16 protein-coding genes are annotated in these 19,120 nt (G+C 45.3%); 11 read left to right on the forward strand and 5 right to left on the reverse strand.

The features are described from left to right. Positions 1–1,523 (reverse strand): isocitrate lyase (locus ACLHG7_RS14070; RefSeq protein WP_410211633.1); only part of this gene is annotated, 1,523 nt, incomplete at its 3' end. A 143-nt stretch (positions 1,524–1,666) separates the two neighbouring features. Here ACLHG7_RS14070 and ACLHG7_RS14075 point away from each other — a divergent pair. From ACLHG7_RS14075 to ygiD, 3 genes are all read left to right on the forward strand, one after another. Then, positions 1,667–2,656: a LysR family transcriptional regulator gene (locus ACLHG7_RS14075; RefSeq protein ID WP_410211634.1), complete on the forward strand. Its 990-nt coding sequence runs from the start codon at positions 1,667–1,669 to the stop codon at positions 2,654–2,656. Positions 2,657–2,929: 273 nt separating this feature from the next. Then, positions 2,930–3,481 (forward strand): ester cyclase, encoded by a 552-nt coding sequence (locus tag ACLHG7_RS14080; protein WP_410211635.1) that lies wholly within the window; start codon positions 2,930–2,932, stop codon positions 3,479–3,481. 106 nt (positions 3,482–3,587) lie between these two features. After that, positions 3,588–4,382, forward strand: coding sequence for a 4,5-DOPA dioxygenase extradiol (gene ygiD, locus ACLHG7_RS14085; RefSeq protein ID WP_410211636.1), 795 nt, complete (start codon positions 3,588–3,590; stop codon positions 4,380–4,382). A 49-nt stretch (positions 4,383–4,431) separates the two neighbouring features. Here ygiD and rsmD read toward each other — a convergent pair whose 3' ends face one another. Both rsmD and mrdA read right to left on the reverse strand, forming a co-directional pair. Beyond that, the gene (gene rsmD, locus ACLHG7_RS14090; protein WP_410211637.1) at positions 4,432–4,974 is read right to left on the reverse strand and encodes a 16S rRNA (guanine(966)-N(2))-methyltransferase RsmD; all 543 of its coding nucleotides are present in this window, start codon (positions 4,972–4,974) and stop codon (positions 4,432–4,434) included. A gap of 6 nt (positions 4,975–4,980) precedes the next feature. After that, entirely contained in the window at positions 4,981–6,966 is a 1,986-nt protein-coding gene (gene mrdA, locus ACLHG7_RS14095; RefSeq protein WP_410211638.1) for a penicillin-binding protein 2, read from the reverse strand. 441 nt (positions 6,967–7,407) lie between these two features. Between mrdA and ACLHG7_RS14100 the strand changes: the two genes are divergently transcribed. From ACLHG7_RS14100 to ACLHG7_RS14135, 8 genes are all read left to right on the forward strand, one after another. Next, the gene (locus ACLHG7_RS14100; protein WP_410211639.1) at positions 7,408–8,058 is read left to right on the forward strand and encodes a hypothetical protein; all 651 of its coding nucleotides are present in this window, start codon (positions 7,408–7,410) and stop codon (positions 8,056–8,058) included. Between the two features lie 157 nt (positions 8,059–8,215). After that, complete coding sequence (locus ACLHG7_RS14105; RefSeq protein WP_114900713.1) at positions 8,216–9,508, forward strand: hypothetical protein; 1,293 nt, start codon at positions 8,216–8,218, stop codon at positions 9,506–9,508. A gap of 184 nt (positions 9,509–9,692) precedes the next feature. Continuing rightward, on the forward strand, positions 9,693–11,693 hold the full coding sequence (locus ACLHG7_RS14110) for a heme lyase CcmF/NrfE family subunit (RefSeq protein WP_410211640.1): 2,001 nt from the start codon (positions 9,693–9,695) through the stop codon (positions 11,691–11,693). Continuing rightward, positions 11,690–12,247 carry a DsbE family thiol:disulfide interchange protein gene (locus tag ACLHG7_RS14115; protein WP_410211641.1) on the forward strand — a complete coding sequence of 186 codons (558 nt, stop codon included), beginning with the start codon at positions 11,690–11,692 and terminating at the stop codon, positions 12,245–12,247. Before ACLHG7_RS14110 ends, ACLHG7_RS14115 begins: the two co-directional genes overlap by 4 nt. After that, complete coding sequence (locus ACLHG7_RS14120; RefSeq protein WP_410211642.1) at positions 12,238–12,768, forward strand: cytochrome c-type biogenesis protein CcmH; 531 nt, start codon at positions 12,238–12,240, stop codon at positions 12,766–12,768. The genes ACLHG7_RS14115 and ACLHG7_RS14120 overlap by 10 nt, the downstream gene beginning before the upstream one ends. Then, positions 12,758–14,125: a c-type cytochrome biogenesis protein CcmI gene (gene ccmI / locus ACLHG7_RS14125; RefSeq protein ID WP_410211643.1), complete on the forward strand. Its 1,368-nt coding sequence runs from the start codon at positions 12,758–12,760 to the stop codon at positions 14,123–14,125. The genes ACLHG7_RS14120 and ccmI overlap by 11 nt, the downstream gene beginning before the upstream one ends. A gap of 148 nt (positions 14,126–14,273) precedes the next feature. Then, on the forward strand, positions 14,274–14,927 hold the full coding sequence (adk, locus tag ACLHG7_RS14130) for an adenylate kinase (protein WP_410211644.1): 654 nt from the start codon (positions 14,274–14,276) through the stop codon (positions 14,925–14,927). An 82-nt stretch (positions 14,928–15,009) separates the two neighbouring features. Beyond that, on the forward strand, positions 15,010–15,483 hold the full coding sequence (locus tag ACLHG7_RS14135; RefSeq protein WP_410211645.1) for an OsmC family protein: 474 nt from the start codon (positions 15,010–15,012) through the stop codon (positions 15,481–15,483). A gap of 20 nt (positions 15,484–15,503) precedes the next feature. Here ACLHG7_RS14135 and ACLHG7_RS14140 read toward each other — a convergent pair whose 3' ends face one another. Next, a complete protein-coding gene (locus ACLHG7_RS14140; RefSeq protein WP_410211646.1) occupies positions 15,504–15,938 on the reverse strand; it encodes a GNAT family N-acetyltransferase in 435 nt (144 codons plus the stop codon). Positions 15,939–16,067: 129 nt separating this feature from the next. Then, complete coding sequence (locus ACLHG7_RS14145) at positions 16,068–19,106, reverse strand: efflux RND transporter permease subunit (RefSeq protein WP_410211694.1); 3,039 nt, start codon at positions 19,104–19,106, stop codon at positions 16,068–16,070. Positions 19,107–19,120: the final 14 nt, after the last annotated feature.

Consider the following 19,120-nt stretch of genomic DNA (forward strand, 5'->3'; position numbering starts at 1 on the left):
CGCCGCCCTGGCTGTTGTCCAGCTGGCCGACGTCGAGCTTCAGGTCGCCCAGGCTGCTGATCACGCCCAGCGCGCTGTTGTTCAAGCTGGCCCTCATATGCCAACATGCCTTGATCACCGAAGTAACCTTTAGACAGTTCATGCATATGCAGAGCAGTCGTGTGGTAAGTCGGCAGAGTGATCAAGTGATGGAATACGCCAGCTTCACGTGATGCGTCAGCTTGGAATGTACGGATACGTTCGTCAGCTTCTTTTGCCAAGTCAGTGTTGTCGTAATCAACGCTCATCAACTTCGCACGGTCGTATGCAGATACGTCTTTACCAGCAGCAACCATCGCGTCGTATGCTTGTTGACGGAAGTTCAGAGTCCAGTTGAATGATGGGCTGTTGTTGTAAACCAGCTTAGCATTTGGAACAACTTCTTTAACGCGGTTAACCATTTCAGCGATTTCAGCGACGTTTGGTGTTGCAGTTTCGATCCAGAGCAGGTCAGCACCGTTTTGCAAGCTGGTGATACAGTCAAGTACAACACGATCGATTTGAGTGTTAGCACGGAACTGGAACAAGCCACTTGCCAAACGCTTTGGACGATGCAACTTGCCATCACGCTTGATCAATACTTCGTCGTCTTGCGCTTCAGAGATGTCGATCTCTACAGTGTCAAGATAGCTGATATATTGAGAAGCCAAATCACCTTTTACTTTAGAAACAGGGATTTTTTGTGTTAAGTCAGCACCTTCAGAGTCGGTACGTGCAACGATAACACCGTCGTCTACGCCGAGTTCTAAGAATGCATAACGTACTGCGTTGATTTTTGCCAAGAAGTCTTCATGTGGTACAGTGACTTTACCAGCTTGGTGACCACATTGCTTAGCATCAGAAACTTGGTTTTCGATTTGGATACATGCAGCACCCGCTTCGATCATTTTCTTGGTCAACAAGTAAGTCGCTTCTTCGTTACCAAAACCAGCATCGATATCGGCAATGATAGGAACGATATGCGTTTCAAAGTTTTCGATTTTGTCTTCGATTGCTTTGGTGTCTTGACCCGCTTCTTGAGCTTTTTTCAATTGACGGAACAAGTCGTTCAGTTCTTTAGCATCAGCTTGACGCAAGAAGGTATACAGTTCTTCGATCAATGCTGGGACAGAAGTTTTTTCGTGCATTGATTGGTCTGGCAATGGGCCGAACTCTGAACGCAGTGCAGCAACCATCCAACCTGACAGATACAAGTATTTTTTGCTTGTGGTGCCGAAGTATTTTTTGTTGGCGATCATTTTTTGTTGACCAACAAAACCGTGCCAGCAGCCCAATGACTGGGTGTATTTGCTGTTGTCGGCATCGTATTCAGCCATGTCTTTACGCATGATGGCAGCGGTATACTTAGCAATGTCTAAACCGGTTTTGAAACGGTTTTGAATTTGCATGCGTGCTGCATCTTCTGGGCTGATTGCGTTCCAAGTATCACCGAATTTCGCTTTAATTGCACGAACGGCATCAATAGCAGTACTGTACGTAGTCATGACATTTTCCTGTCTTGAATGAGGGAAAATTAAAGCAAGGCTTAATAAAAAATAGATATTAAGTGAGCTTTAACAATGCGCAGAGTCTACTTTTTATGGCATAATTTAGCTAATTTATCAATTTAATCTTCGGTATTTATTTCATGAATCTTGAGCGTGTTGACCTTAATCTTCTCATCTATCTTGATGTTTTATTGAGAGAAAAAAACGTCACACGTGCGGCCGAGCAGTTGGGGGTGACGCAACCCGCGATGAGTAATATTTTACGTCGCCTGAGAACACTGTTCAATGATCCTCTACTGATCCGCTCATCCGAAGGCATGACGCCGACTGAGCGTGCGCTAGAGTTGCAACCCCTGATTCGTGAAGCGCTCGCTGATTTGTCTCAGATTTTGGAGCCGCGGACAGAGTTTCGCCCTTACACCAGTGCGCGTGTATTCCGAATTATGACTAGTGATTATGCAGAAGCGACACTGGTGCCACGGTTGGTGAAGGCGATGCGCTCTGAGGCGCCGAATGTTGTACTCGACTTTTTAACGCCTTCGGATGTTTCTTATCGGGACATGGAGCAAGGTAAAGTCGATTTGGCGATTAACCGCTTTAACGAAATCCCACAAAGTTTTCATCAGGTTTTAGTCTGGCGTGACAGTTTTAGCTGTTTGCTCAATGATAAGAGTCCGAGTCTTGAGCAATTTAATCTCAAAAGTTATTTAGAGGCTCAGCATATTTGGGTCAGTAAGACGGGCATGGGAGTTGGATTTGGTGTGAATCCTGAAAAGTCAGGTGGGTTGGGCTGGATTGATCAAGCGCTTGAGCGGATAGGGCAAAAACGTAAAATTAGTATTTTTACGCGTCATTATCAAACCCCTGGTCTGCTCGCTGCTAACGCGGATTTAATAGCCACTTTGCCAACCCGAGTGGCACGATTGCAAGCAAATAACCCACGTGTGGTGATTAAAGACCCCCCGTTTTATATCCCCGAGTTTGAGTTGAAGATGGCATGGGGGCCACTCCTGCATCATCACCCAGCGCATCGCTGGCTACGTCAGTTAATACTCTTTGTCGCAAGACAGATGGTTGATGAGGAGCGTAAAGAAGGCAAGCCGATGGCGTCAGGTTTTCCTTTGTACTAGGTATTTGTTTAGACATGACAAACGGGATAAAGGATTGAGTCTTTTATCCCGTTTTCTTTTGTCTTACCGTACCGTTTCTTTATGCCTTCTCGGCGCACTTGTTCAATTTATTTACGCTAAATTAGATATTAATATAAATTTTATTGTTAAATATATCTAAATAATAATTGAATCCCTCCGAGAATTGTTTGCTTAAAAAATATGCGTTACGCTTTGATCTGCAACTGATCAGGCTTTATAAAAATTTCTCATTTCATTGAATTAGGTGACAATATGAAAAAAATGATGATCACTAAAATCGCCGTTAGCGCAATGATGGGTTTGTTTGCTTTCTCTAGCTATGCTAAACCTTCAAGCACAGATGCGCATGAGCTGGCTCAATACCAACAAGCTGAGCGTATCGGCAAAGAACATCTCGTCAAATTCGATACTCTAGATTTTGATGTGTATAGCAATCAGAAATGGGATCGTCTCAAAGAGAGTCATGCATTGAATATCATTGTGCACTATCCCGATGGTCACATCACCACAGGGATTCCAGATCATATCACTGAACTAAAAAAGCAATTTGCTTTTGCACCCGATACTAAGATCAAAGTTCATCCGGTCAAAATTGCATCAGGAGAATGGACCAGTGTGATTGGTGAGATGGCAGGAACTTTTAGCCAGCCTATGCCAATTGGTAATGGAAAAACACTGTCACCTACTGGCAAGACTTTTAAGCTCAAAATGGTGACAGTCGGTCATTGGAAAAATGGCACCATGGATGAGGAATATTTATTTTGGGACAACCTTTCTTTTATGAAGCAAATTGGTTTGTCTTAATTGAAGGATCCTGAAAAAGGTACCGTATAAAATGCTTCATGGGGACTAAGTTCTTCAATGAAGCATTTCATGAATATTGAATCTATATTATTAAGTGAGATTAATCATGACTGTAGACACGCATACTCCTTCTGCAAAAATGCCAGCAGTGTTCTTAGGTCATGGCAGCCCCATGAACGCGATTGAGCAAAATCGCTATACTGAGTCTTGGAGACAGCTTGGAGAAGATTTACCTCGCCCCAAAGCCATTTTGATGATTTCTGCGCATTGGTATACCCGTGGGACAGGCGTGACGGCAATGCAGCATCCGAAAACGATTCATGATTTCGGTGGTTTTCCGCAGGCGCTATTTGATTTTCGTTATCCAGCTCGGGGTGATGCGGAGCTAGCTGCACAGATTACTCAGCTGTTATCACCAATAAACGTGATACTAGATCATGGCTGGGGTTTGGACCATGGCACATGGTCCGTCTTAACACATGTCTATCCAGAAGCGGATATTCCCGTATTGCAGCTCAGTATTGATGCGACACTCAGTGCGGAACAACATGTTGCATTGATCCGTCAGCTTGCTGTTTTGCGTGAGCAGGATGTACTGATTATGGGCAGTGGCAATGTCGTCCATAATTTACGTGTAATGGATAGGAATATCGGTAGTCATTCATTTGATTGGGCTGAACAGTTTAATGGAAGCATTAAGCGGCATTTCTTAGATCGTAATATGGATGCGTTAACCGATTATATGAAATTAGAGGGGGCGAAACTTAGCGTGCCAACCGCTGAGCATTTTTTGCCTTTTCTCTATATCGCAGCACTGATGACTGATGATGATCCACTCAAGATTATTGTCGATGGTGGAGAGATGGGATCAATTACAATGCTATCGGTGCAAGTTGGGTAAGAGGATGTTAAAGCTGCATAATCTATTCATGCAGCTTTAAGAGATGCACTTAAGTTTTCTTAAATAGCCCTGCTCTAACGCTACCTGCTTTTGTTTCTTTGGTGATGATCCAGTGGGCAGGTAGACCTAGGCTATCTAAAGCCCGATCTGCTTCGACATAAATCAGTGCATGATCACTCAATTTGGGATCGTAGATAGATGCTAAATCTGCCCATAGATTTAAGCTATAAGGCGGATCAAGAAACATCAGATCATATTGCCCATCAATACGGTTTACGGCTGCTTGCGCGGTCAGATTGATAACCTGTGCACCTACTGCATTCAGTTCGCTGAGCGATTTAGAAAGTTGAAGCGCTTGTTTCTTATGGGGTTCAATTAAGGTACATTCCGCAGCACCGCGAGAAAGTGCTTCAAGACCGAGGGCGCCGCTTCCTGCGCAAAGGTCAAGCACACGTCGGCCTGCAACATCCCACATGAGCCAATTAAACAGTGTCTCGCGCACGCGATCTGGAGTCGGGCGTAGTCCATCTGTACTTTCAAATCGGATAATACGCCGTTTCCACTCTCCACCAATAATGCGTAGTTGATTCATTTTCGCTTACTCATCTCCGGCACTATCGACGATGGGCTGTGGCTTGGGAGTAGACGCGGGTGCGACAACTTGTTGCATGGGTTGACCTGCGGTCATGAGTCCGCTGTCTACAGGCGCGGGCTCAGGCTTCATCGGATCTTTATCCATATGCAGTACTGCGTAGTCAAACATTGCCCGAGCAATAGGGGCGGCGGCACTGGCGCCGTGTTTGCCGTTTTCAACAATGATTGCCACAGCGATACGAGGCGCATCCGCTGGGGCAAATGCTGTGAATAAGGCATGGTCATATTGGCGATGATTGAGCGCACTTTCATTGTATTTTTTGCCTTGAGCGATACTCACCACCTGTGCGGTTCCTGTTTTTCCGGCAATTTGGTACGACAGACCATAGCTGATTCGACGTGCAGTACCATGCATCACCACACCAACCATCGCATCACGCATGTGTAGCCAATCCTCAGCGACACCATTGAAATTAATTTTGCCGTCAGGCTTATTGTTAATCGGGTAATTGATCGGACCCTTGGTCGTTAGCAGCAAATGGGGTCTAATATGGTTACCTTGATTGGCCATGATTGATGTTGCCATGGCTAATTGCAGTGGGGACGCCAAGAAATAGCCTTGCCCAATACCCAAAGAGATTGTTTCACCGGGTAACCAATTGGATTTACGGCGCTCACGTTTCCATTCTTGTGACGGATAAAGGCCACTCTTTTCTCCGGGTAGATCAATACCTGTTTTACTGCCGAAGCCAAATTGAGTCATCCACTCATGCATGCGATCAATGCCCATGCGATAGGCTAAAACATAGAAGAATGTATCGCAGGATACGGCGATGGCTTTATTCAGATCGACAATCCCATGACCTCGTTTTGCATCATCACGAAAGAGATGAGAGTCCCCTGGTAAATGAAATGAACCACCATCAAAAATCCGGGAGCTCCAGTCGATCAGTCCAAAATGAATGCCGCCTAGCCCTTCAAACGGTTTAATCGTTGAGCCCGGCGGATATAGACCCTGCAGGGCCCGATTAAATAGCGGCTGATCTGGACTATCGCGGAGCTGGGCATAAAGGTCGGATTTGATTCCTGCAATAAACGGATTCGGATCAAAAGAGGGATTACTGACAAATGCGAGGACTTCGCCTGTGCGCGGATCCATAGCAACCACAGCACCCCGGCGCCCTGCCAATTGATCTTGGGCTATTTTTTGTAAGCCATAATCAATCGAGAGGTAAAGGTCATTGCCGCGTTTGGCATCGGTTTTACCCAATTGTCTCAGAACTTCCCCATGGGCGTTCGCTTCAATGTATTGATACCCGGGTGTCCCGTGTAAAAGGTCTTCATAGGACCTTTCTATGCCAATCTTCCCGATCAGATCGGTTCCTGCATAAGCAACCTTATCCAACGTTGCTTGTTCTTTATCATTGATGCGCCCCACGTAACCAATCACATGGGCAAATAAGTCGCCATGCGGGTAAAAGCGGGTCATCTTCGTTTGAATAGAGACTCCAGGGAATTCTTGCTTACGTTCACTAAATCGCGCAATTTGCGGTTCGGTGAGATCAATTTTTAGGGCGATTGGATTAAGTTTGCCACTGACGCGTGCACGACTCGTAAAACGATCCAGATCTTCTTGTGACAGGTCGAGTACGGGGGTGAGTGCTTTAAGCGTTACATTCAAATCGCTAATGTCATCCAGATTCACCATCGCTGTGAATATAGGATGGTTGTCTGCGAGTAGAATACCATTACGATCATAGATATAGCCGCGGGTAGGGGGCACAGCTTGGAGTTTAATCCGGTTTTTATCTGATTCGGTGGTAAAGTGGTCATACTGCTGTATTTGCAAGTGCGCATAACGGAACAAAAGCAGTAAGAAACAGGACACCACTAAAATCGCCGCTGTAAAGATACGCGCACGAAAAAGATTGCGTTCACCTGCAAGGTCTTTTAGAGGAACAGGATTTTTTGATCTGGAAAAACGCGTCATGTGTGGTCGCAAAAACTAAAAGGTGTGCAGGACGAATCTAAGGCTTGCGAGTGTAACGATCCATGCTGGTGCTGACAATCAACTTTCGTTGCAGTATACAGATGAGCATTCAACTTTGGCGACTAAACAGGGACTTAATCGGTACCAATTTGATGTCCCTACCGTGCTGAAGTGAAAACTGGTTCTCATAAGGTGTGTAATGATTCACATTTTACATTCGGGATGGCAGTTTTTGTGCTTCTATGCCGCACTTTTTCTGTTAAAGTTCACACCAAGATCATAATTGCTTTAAATGTGTGCAAAGTCTCACTTCACTGGTCAGTATGTGAATGCTGGCAAAGTGAATGCTTATTTGATGACATCACAACTTGTGGCGATCAACACAGCAACAACAATATAGATTCGTTAATATAGCGATGTGACGTAGAGAAGAGGAAACTCATGGAACGAATGATCGAGTCTCAGTCAGTGACTCTGGATAAACAAACAATGCAGCCCAAAAAAATTTCTTCTGTGCTGCAAGTATTATTAATCGCCAGTAGTTTTGCATATGTCGGTACGACGTACGCAGAAGAGTCTGCACTAGCAGCAACTTCGAATCAGCCGGGCATGGTTGGTTCTGCGATGGATTCGACATTAGACTGGTTCGGATTTAACCATACCAAAGTCGAGGGTTTGCATACATTGTATGTTGGAGTTGGTGACACGAATTCTTTACTACACTTCAATGTAGAAGCACCGACACGTTTTGGTCATGTATATGCCAAAGTAGGGCAATTCGCAGATGGCAAGAACATTGCGGGGCAGGTGGGGTTTAGAATGCCTTATTTGTATACCAATGAAAAAGATAATGATGGCGTTTATTTTGGGGCATATGTTGGGCATATTATGAATAGCGGCATTGGTGGCGAGCATAAAAACCGTTTAGGCGGTGCGTTAGAAATGTCTTATTTATTTATGAATCAGGCCAGTTTGACTGCGATTAGTGTTTCTGTCGGTGCTGCGCAACGCGACAAAGACGGTAATCCTGACCAGCAAAAAGTCACACCGACTGTGATGTTCGGTTTAAGTTGGGGATTTGGTGTATTCTAAGCCGCGTTTCAGAATGTGTGCTTCAGGATTTTTGTGATCGTTTTTTAATGATGAGTAGTGACATCGTCACTACTCATCTTTTTGATAATAAAGTAATATTGATTTAGCCAGTCGAATAGGATTCTGCATGTTATACAATTTTTGGCAAATTCTCGTTATGCGTTTGCATGATGTGCTTAATGGCGAACATTTCTGGGTGTATATCACCATTGCACCAGTTGCCGCCATTGTGACGTGGATGCATGTGTGGATGGCGCTAAATATGATGTTTTATCCCATTAAATTTTGGGGTATTCGTTTAGGGCCACTACCAATCGGCTGGCAGGGGATTGTGCCGCGTAAAGCTGGAAAGATATCTGGTATTATTGTTGATCAAACCTTATCTAAATTAGGATCATTGCAAGAGTTCTTTTATGCGATGGATCCCGCTGAAATGGCTCAGATGATTGGCGATGAAATCGGTGAAGAGCTGGAATACCTCATTGATGAAGTCATGCTGGACCGTAATGCGACACTTTGGGAAAACTTGCCTTATTCCATTAAGCGTCGCATCTATGAGCAAGCGCATAAACAAATGCCCTTGGTTATGCATGATGTGGTGACTGAGTTAACTTTTAATGTTGAAAGCTTGGTCGATATGCGCGAAATGGTTGTCAACAAAATGGAAGGCGATCGCGCGCTGATGGTGCAAATGTTTTTGAAAGTAGGTCAAAAAGAAATTAATTTTATCTGGCATATCAGTGCTTTGATTGGATTGATTTTTGGTATGATTCAGATGGTCATCTTCTTGATCGTGCCTTGGCACTGGACAATAGTGTTCTGGGCCGCTTTGTGGGGGTTCCTCACCAACTGGATCGCCATCATGATGGTGTTCAATCCTATTGAGCCGATCAACATCCGTTTCCCGCAAATTTTTAGATTTATACGCAAGTTTCCTTATGTGGTGCCGACCATTCCTAAGATTGGGACATTTCCATGGCAGGGCGCCTTTATGCGTCGTCAGCCTGAAGTTTCAGCCGTGTTTGCTGAGGTCGTGACGCAAGAGCTGATTACCGTTAAAAGTATCATGACTGAAATGATGTACGGTTCACGTGCCCAAAAGACTCGTCGTATCATCAAACGTCATATTAATTTAGTGATGGAAACGCCGTTGTTACGGACTGTCTTACAAGTTAGCCTGGGGCCTACAGAATACGCCAAGCTGAAAAATGATATGATCGATAAGTCGATTGAAGTCACGATGAAGCCTGTCTCTAATCCAGTGCTGAATCAAAGCCGTGGTCATAAGATTTATCAAATATTTTATGAACGTATCCTGAAATTGACGCCACCTGAGTTCCAAAACTTATTGCGTCCAGCTTTTCATGAAGATGAATGGATTTTGATTGTACTGGGCGGCGTAACGGGTGCTGTTGCAGGTTTCATTCAGTTGATCTTTGGTTTTCACTAAACTAAAGTTTTACAGACGACTTGTTGTTATTACATAATAAAAAGACCCGCACTCTGTAATTGCGGGTTTTTTTATGCAAATAATTTGCTTGAAGAACGAGTATGGGATTTGCTTGTTATTTGAGAGAAATTCAATTTTCTAGTGATGTTCGATATGCAGATTTTGGCATTGGAGCGGTGTGCAGATGTTAGGTGAGTTAGGTTTTTTTGCGCTGATAGCCGCTCTGATGATCGCGCTGTTACAAGCGGTCGTTTCCTTGCTTGGCATCATACTGCGTCAACCGCTCTGGCAGCAGCTTGCGCCCTCTATGGCGCTTGCTCACATGCTTTCGCTATTGGTCAGTTTCTTTTGTTTAATGGCTTCCTTTCTGACCAATGATTTTAGTCTGATCTATGTCGCAGACCACTCAAACAGCTTACTGCCTTGGTATTACCAAATGTCTGCAGTATGGGGTGGTCACGAGGGGTCTTTATTGTTGTGGGTGACGATTTTGGGGTTATGGGGTGGGGCAGTTGCGCTGTTTAGCCGCTCACTCCCACTGGATATGATTGCGCGTGTGTTGTCCATATTGGGCATGGTGTCGGTCGCCATGATCGCATTCATCGTCTTTACCTCAAATCCTTTTTTGCGCTCGCTACCGATGTTGCCTGTCGATGGTGCTGATTTAAATCCTTTGCTGCAAGATGTTGGTCTCATCATCCATCCCCCAATGTTGTACATGGGATATGTGGGATTGGCGGTTCCGTTTTCTTTTGCCATGGCAGGGCTTTGGGCCGGGCGTCTGGATTCCGCTTGGGCACGCTGGTCGAGACCATGGACGCTTGCAGCATGGTCTTTTTTGACGATTGGCATTGCACTAGGGTCGTGGTGGGCATATTACGAATTAGGTTGGGGTGGCTGGTGGTTCTGGGATCCGGTTGAAAATGCTTCTTTTATGCCGTGGCTTGCTGCAACTGCGTTGATTCACTCGCTGGCTGTGAGTGAGAAGCGCGGTGTATTTAAAGCCTGGACAGTTCTGCTTGCCATCTTGGCTTTTGCTTTAAGTCTGTTAGGTACTTTTTTAGTACGTTCGGGGGTCTTAACCTCTGTCCATGCTTTTGCTGCTGATCCTTCTCGAGGATTATTTGTCTTGGGGATTCTGATCGCCGTTGTGGGCGGCGGTTTGTTGCTATTCGCACTTCGCGGTTGGAAGCTGACGACTGAAAGTCGCTATCGTTTATGGTCGCGCGAGACCTTTTTGGTGGTCAATAATCTGATCTTGGTGGTTGCCACAACGGTTGTGCTACTGGGGACACTCTATCCCCTCATTGCTGATGCCTTTGAGCTGGGGCGTGTTTCGGTGGGTGCTCCATACTTCAATTCATTATTTGTCCCGCTTTCATGGCTATTATTGGTTTTTATGGCGATTGCACCAGTAACCGCATGGAAGCAGCAATCGGATCGTTTACGCCGTGAGTTGGTGGTGCCAGCAATCACGGTGGGATCCACTGCTTTATTAGCAGGAGGAGGGCTCTGGCTCATTGTGGCGGGTAAGCATGCAGCAATGACGGGTTTCACTGAGGCACTGTGTTTATGGGTCTGTGGTTTCTTGCTTTGGGATATCTGGACCAAGTCTAAAACTGCTCCAAATCTATGGCGTGGTTTAAGGCGTTTAACCTTGAGTTATTGGGGAATGGTGTTTGCACATATGGGTTTGCTGGTTGTAATTATGGGCATAACGTTAACTACCCATTTAAGCATTGAACGTGATGTTGCCCTAAAACAAGGGCAGTCTGTGGATTTAGCCGGATACCACTTTCATTTTGATTCGATTCAAGGTCTCAAAGGTCCAAATTACGATGCGACACTGGCAACCTTTAGTGTACGTAAAGAAGGAAAGGTTGTGGGCATGCTGTACCCAGAGAAACGACTCTATGTGGCCCAGAATCGCCCGATGACTGAGGCTGCGATTGATGGCACATTTATTCGTGATCTGTATGTGGCACTCGGTGAGCCTTTAGATCCGAATCATCCCGAGGGTGCATGGGCAGTACGGGTTTATTGCAAACCCTTTATCCGTTGGCTGTGGTTAGGGGCCTTAATGATGGGACTAGGTGGTGGACTTGCAATCATGGATCGACGTTATCGTTTGTCTAAGCGGAATAAAGCAGGTACTCCGGCTCCCCATTTGGAGATTACGCGATGAATCAGAACCGTCAGAAGTTTTTTTGGTTGATTCCGTTACTGATCTTCATTGGATTAGCGGTATTGCTGTGGACTCGCCTAGGTGTAGATCCCAAGATTGTTCCACAAGCAACGACAGGGAAACCTTTCCCCACATTCAGCTTGCCGAGTCTGGCGGATGGTCGTTTGCAAACGGTTGCTGACTTGCCACCCCAGCCTTTTGTGCTAAACGTCTGGGGCTCATGGTGCCCCACTTGCGCTGTTGAACATCCTTATCTGATGAAAATAGCGCGCCAAGGCGTGATCTTGGTCGGGGTCAATTACAAAGATCAGCCCAGTGCTGCATTGGCCTATCTTGAAAAACATGGTAATCCCTTCAGCATTAATCTACAGGATTCCAAAGGAGATTTAGGTCTGGATTTGGGTCTTACGGGGGCGCCAGAGACTTTTATCGTTGATCAGCATCAGCAGATTCGTTTGCATGTGATTGGTGAGGTTGATGATAGCGTTTGGCAAACACAACTAAAGCCGTGCTTAGATAGCCTCAAAGCGGGTGGAGGTGCAGGATGCCGATAACGCAATCTATGCTTTCTTTCCCTAGATTACTTTTGCTGACGTGTACTTTTACGGCAACGATGGTCATCGCCGCAGACGGCAATCTCACGTTTAAAAGTTCAGAGCAAGAAACGCAATATCATCGCTTGATTGAAGAGTTTCGTTGCCCAAAATGTCAAAACGCCAATCTTGCGGGTTCAGATGCCCCAATTGCACAAGACTTGAAGCAGAAAACCTACGAACTCGTCCAGAATGGTCGTAGCGATCAAGAGATTCGGGATTTTATGGTTACACGTTATGGTGAGTTTATAAGCTATAAGCCCCCAATCAAACCCTCGACATGGTTACTCTGGTTTACACCGCCCACCCTCTTGGCTTTGGGTCTCATCGGGTGGTTGCTGAGAGCGCGTCAACGCCAAGGCGTTTCTACGGCACCACTGAGTAGTGAGGAATCCTGGCGGTTGAAACAACTATTAGATGGGTCGAGTGCTCATACGCAAACATCACAGCCAAATGATCAGGAACAACCCCATGACCGCTAATTCGACATTGATCATGTTTTGGGGGGCGGCGTTGATCTTGTCACTACTGCTGGCATTGATTGTGATCTCGCCATGGCTACGGCGCACCAAAATAAGGCAGACATTGATTGATCTGAATATTTCTGTATTTCGTGAGCGACTGGCTGAGCTCGAGTCGGATTATCAACAGGCAAAACTGGGTACGCAAGAGTATCAAGGTCAGAAAGTAGATCTAGAGCGTCAACTTATTGCTGCTGCGGATCATGATGTAGCACGTGTTCAAAAAGATCAATTGGGGAGGCGCGTATCTGTTCAACACTCTGCAAGACTGCCTAAGATTATTATATTAATTGTGTTTCTTTGGGTGCCCGTTTTTACTTTAGGAGCTTATTTCCTATGGTCACTACATAAACGTGCAGAGCACACTGCTTTGGTGGGCTTTTGGAGCGCGCAAGATCAATATGGCAAGATCGCCGAGCAATTGATGACAGGGCAAATCAATACCCCACCTGCTGATGCTACGGAGCATGGCATTGCTTTATTACAGGCTTTACAGGCCAATATTTATCAGCATCCATTAGAAGCAAAGCGTTGGGTTGTTTTGTCTCAGACTTATATGGCCGCCGAAGCGATGGAGCCTGCACTTGCAACCCTGGCGCATGCGTATCGATTGAATCCAGAAGATGATGACATCGCAATGACGTATGCACAGATGCGTTTTTTCAGCGAACAAGGTAAAATAGACGATGTCGCGTTAAGTTTGGTTCAGCATATTTTAAGTAAAAACCCGAATCATGAAGGGGCGTTGATGCTGATGGCGATGGCAACTTATCGCGCGCATCTGTATGATGATGCTATTAATTGGTTACAGCGTTTGAAGGCGGTTCGGATTGCACGTGCAACCCCAGATCAGCCGATTAATCCTGCGATTTTGGCGCAATTAAACACAGCAATTGAAGATGCTAAACAGGCAAGGATGCAAGTTGCGAAAAGTCAAGCTGATAGCACACTCACAATTACTGTACAATTAGCAGATAGTCTAGTTTCAAAAATCACTGCACGTGATACTTTGTTTGTTTATATCCGTGCGGCTGAAGGGGTGCCTGCGCCTTATGCAGTCAAGAAATTGACTGGGCCAGTGCTGATGAATCAATTGAGTCATCATCAGCCCTTAGAATTAACACTATCTGATCAAGATAGCATGTTGACTGATCGAACGATTTCATCGGCGCATCGTCAAGGGACTCCACTGATTGTTGCGGCACGTGTGAGCAAAAGTAGTAACCCTACGGGGGAATCGGGGGATTTAGAGTCATTACCAGTACCGCTGGATGATCGTCTCCGCTATACGGTTGATGTGGATCAAGTTCGTCCTTGATTAGTATGATTCAAGGATTTGTTGTGACCGATTCAGGTACAGAAATGGCTTGAGTCCAAACTTGTAGAACGGTATGGTTACGCCAATAAAAGAATTTTTGAATTTAAGGTTTTATCGTTTTTATTTTTCGGTTATTTGAGGATTTGTTATGCGTATTATTTTGCTAGGACCACCTGGAGCTGGAAAGGGGACTCAGGCTCAGTTGATCAATCAACGTTATCAGATTCCTCAGATTTCAACAGGTGATATGCTGCGTGCAGCAATTCGTGAAGGTACTGAATTAGGTCTACAAGCAAAAAGTGTGATGGATGCTGGTGGTCTGGTTTCTGATGATTTGATTATTAATCTGGTCAAAGAGCGTATTAGCCAACCCGATTGTGCCAATGGTTGTATTTTTGACGGTTTCCCACGCACAATTCCTCAAGCAGAAGCGATGGAATCTGCGGGTGTGACCATTGATCACGTGATTGAGATCGATGTGCCTGACGAAGAGATTATCAAGCGCTTGTCAGGTCGCCGTTCACATCCAGCATCAGGTCGGATTTATCATGTTGTTTATAATCCACCTAAAGTTGAAAATGTGGATGACGTAACGGGTGAGCCTTTGGTTATCCGTCCAGATGACGAAGTTGAAACCATTAAAAAGCGTTTACTTTCTTATCATAAAGAAACCGCTCAACTGGTTGGTTTTTACCAGAAGCGTGCTGCATCTGGTGAGAATGCCCCGCGCTATACCAAGTTAAACGGTTTGGATAATATCGACAGCGTCAAAGCACAATTGATCGATGTACTTGGTCAGTGATGTAATGGTGTGATATTTAAAAAAGGAAAGCATGTGCTTTCCTTTTTTGTTTTTCAGAGACTACAAATCAAGGAGAAGAGGGATGGCGCAGTATGGCGTTGAGGTGATCTGGAGTCGGGATAATCAAGACTTTCTCGACAACCGCTATAGTCGTAAGCATATTCTTCGTTTTGATGGGGGGATTGATGTTGCAGGATCATCATCACCTCATGTTGTGCCATTACCGTATTCTGAGGCAGCGGCAGTAGATCCTGAAGAGAGTTTTATCGCTGCGCTTTCAAGCTGTCACATGCTGTGGTTTTTGGCGATTGCCGCCAAACGTGGATTTGTTGTCGATTATTATTATGATGCAGCAGTTGGGATCATGGCAAAAAATGCCGATGGTAAGCTTGCGATGACTGCGGTGACCTTAAAACCAGATGCCCTTTTTTCTAAAGAGAAAAGACCATCGCACCAAGAATTAGATCAGATGCATCATGAGGCGCATGAAGAGTGCTTTATTGCTAATTCGGTTAAAACCGATGTGCGCGTGGAGCCTGTGTATCACACTTTTTAAACGTACTAAAGCGGTTAGAGTTAATGCCTATGCGGCTGCTGATAGATATGCGGTCGATGTAATTCCATGTAGCGCTCAGGCTGCGCAAGAGGCACAAAGCCAGCAGGGCGATAGAGTTCATGGGCATCTGCGGTGACCAGTACAATTCTGCGTAAGCGCTTGAGTTCAGGCATCGCGAAAATATGCTGGATCAACTGTTTGCCATAGCCCTTTGATCGGTGTGTGGGCAGGATAAAGACATCACACAAATAACCGAATGTTGCATGATCCGTGATGAGTCTTGCAAAGCCGATTTGCAGCTCGTCTAAAAACACACCAAAGCATAAGGAGTGTTTAATAGCAGTTTCCACGGTATCTACAGAGATGCCAATTGCCCATGGGGCATGGTTATTGAGAAAACTGTGGATGAGTACAAGATCCAGCTCATTTTTGTCGGTGGAAATTCTGAAGCTCAATTCGTGACTGTCCTTATTTGGGCCTCATTCAAAAAATGCCTCTAGTGAATGGATCATTTGATTTTTGATTCGGGGGATGATTTATTTAAAAGCCCCCCTCTAAAATATTTTCTAGAGGGGGGGAACTGATCAAGGTTGGTGGCGCATTTTTTTCATTTTGCGATTAAACCAGATTCCAAGATCATCGATATAAGTATAGACCGCAGGAATCACCAATAGGCTAAGTACTGTGGAGGTCAACAGCCCTCCGATAACCGCGACAGCCATCGGTGCTCTAAAACTTTGATCTGATGAACCTAGACCTATGGCGACGGGGAGCATCCCAGCACCCATAGCAATGGTGGTCATGATGATCGGGCGAGCACGTTTATGGCAGGCTTCTCTTATTGCGTCCAAACGACTCAAATGGTGATCACGCATCGCAACAATTGCATATTCAACGAGAAGAATAGAGTTCTTTGTTGCAATACCCATAAGCATCACCAACCCAATAAACGAAGGAAGGGAGAGGCTCTTTTGAGCGATCAGGAGTCCGAGCACCGCACCTACAACGGCCAGTGGCAGCGCACATAAAATGGTGATGGGCTGTAAAAAGTTTTTAAATAGCAAAACCAATACTGCGTAGATACAAAGGATACCGGTTAGCATAGCCAGAACAAAACCGACAACAAGTTCACCTTGAGCCTCAGCATCACCGATTTGGATCAGCTTGACACTCGGCGGGAGTTGTTGCATCGCTGGCAGCTTCTTGACCGCATCCATAACATCCCCAAGCGGTAGGCCTGAAAGTTCAATATCTATCCGGACATTGCGTGCTCTATCATAACGTCGAATGAGAGAGGGTCCACTACTCATTTCAAGTTTAGCAACTTGCCCTAACATGACGGGTTGACCCTTCGTACTCGGAACACTGAGTCGCTGTAACAGATCAATGTCTTTACGAGCATGATCTTCTAGTTTCACGACAATGGGGATTTGTCGCTCTGCTAGATTGAGCTTGGGTAAGTTGGTATCGTAATCACCGAGGGTAGCAACACGTAGGGTTTGGCCGATCGCTGCGCTGGTCACACCCAATTCTGCTGCTCGAGCAAAGTCAGGATGTACGGCAATTTCTGGTCGGTTGAGGTTCGCGGTTGAGGAGATATTGCCAATCCCTGGAATGGTTCTAATTCCCTTTTCTAATGCAAGAGATGTAGCCTGCAATGCTTCTGCATCATCACTTGCTAGAACTAGGCTGTATTCTGCACCATTACCGCCTTGACCAACATTGATACGTGCACCGGGAAGCTGCTCAAGAGCTTTACGCATTTGGTCTTCAACGACTTGAAGCTTAGGGCGTTGTCCACGTGGTGTGAGTGAGACACTCAGTGAGACCATCCGCGGATCACCTTCGTCGCCAATTGCGGTATAGATGCTTTTGATTGATGGGATTTTGATCAATAAGCTACGTGCAAGAGTGGCGGCATCTTGGCTCTGAGCAAGTGTTGAACCCGGTGGAAGTTCTAATTTGGCTTGAGTTTCGGATGCATCGTTAGCTGGAATGAATTCCTTAGGAACCCATGGAGTGATTGCTAGGGCAAAAGACGCAAAGAAAAAGATTGTTGCAGCAATCATAGTACGTAGGCGATGCGTGATACACCAATCAACTAAACGTAAATATCGAGCCATCCAGAAAGGGTCTTTATGCACAGTCGTCGTTGGTTTAAGCATATATGCAGCCATCATTGGCGTTAGTAAGCGGGCAACGACGAGTGATGCAAAGACAGCTAATGCAGCAGTCCAACCGAATTGCTTAAAGAAACGACCAACAACCCCGCTCATAAACGCGGTCGGTAAAAAAACTGCGATCAAAGTGAATGTGGTGGCAATCACAGCTAAGCCAATTTCATTCGCAGCTTCCATGGCTGCTTGATAAGGTGTTTTACCCATGCGAAGGTGACGAACAATATTTTCCACTTCTACGATGGCATCATCGACCAAAATACCAATAACCAGCGATAGTGCTAATAAGCTAATGCCATTTAACGTAAAGTCAAAAAAATACATTCCGATAAACGTTGGCAGTATCGATAAGGGCAGGGCAATAGCGGAAACAAAAGTTGCTCGTGCATCACGAAGAAAGAGCCAAACAACGAGAATCGCAAGGAAGCCCCCTTCGTAGAGTAATGACATTGATTGTTTATAATCATCTTCTGTATATTTAACATTGTCATAGGCTTCTTGAATCTTGATTGCTGGATATTTATTTTTGAGCGCTTCGATTGCTTTTTTTACTTCAGCGCCAACGGAAACATCACTTTCACCTTTGCCCCGCGTGATCTCAAATGCAACTACAGGCTTACCATTGAAAAAAGCACTACTTCTGGGCTCAGCGACGGTATCTTTGATTGTTGCCACTTGATCCAGACGAATGTGTTGACCATTGGATAATGCAATGTCTAATAACCCAAGCTCTTGTGCAGATTTGACTGTCGCAAGGGTTCTGATCGGTTGCTCTCCACTGCCGAGATCGATTCTACCGCCCGCATTTTCATTTTGAACTTGTACGAGTTGCCGCGATATTTCGGCTGCACTTGCGCCCAATGACTGTAAGCGTATCGGATCAAGATCCACATGAACTTCACGAGTTACTCCGCCTACACGGTGAACCCGACTCACCCCAGGTAGGGTAAGGAGTTGGCGTGTAAGAGTATTATCTACAAACCAACTGAGCGCCTCAGTATCCATGGTATCAGATGCAATCGTGTAACCCAGTAGAGGCTGATCTGAATTATTAACGCGAGTGACGATTGGATCACGTACATCACTGGGAAGATCCGCTCTGACTTGAGAGACTGCCGTGCGGACATCATCAACCGCTTCTTGTAAGGGTTTTTCAAGCTGAAATTCTGCAGCAATGGTAACCAATCCATCTTCTACCGTTGAGCGGACATGTTTAATCCCTGCGATATTGGCGATAGAGTTTTCCAGTTTGCGTGAAACATCGGTCTCTAACTGAGATGGTGTTGCTCCAGGCAAAGATGCGGTGACGAGAACAACCGGAATTTCTACATCCGGCATGTTCTGTATTTTCATTGCTTTAAAAGAGAGTAAACCTGCAAAAGTCAAAAAAACAAAAAGCATTACTGCAGGAATAGGATTTTTGATTGACCATGATGAGACATTTATCATTGCAATAGATC

It is taken from the genome of Aquirhabdus sp. (assembly GCF_046462495.1).
Taxonomy (GTDB): Bacteria; Pseudomonadota; Gammaproteobacteria; order Pseudomonadales; family Moraxellaceae; genus Aquirhabdus.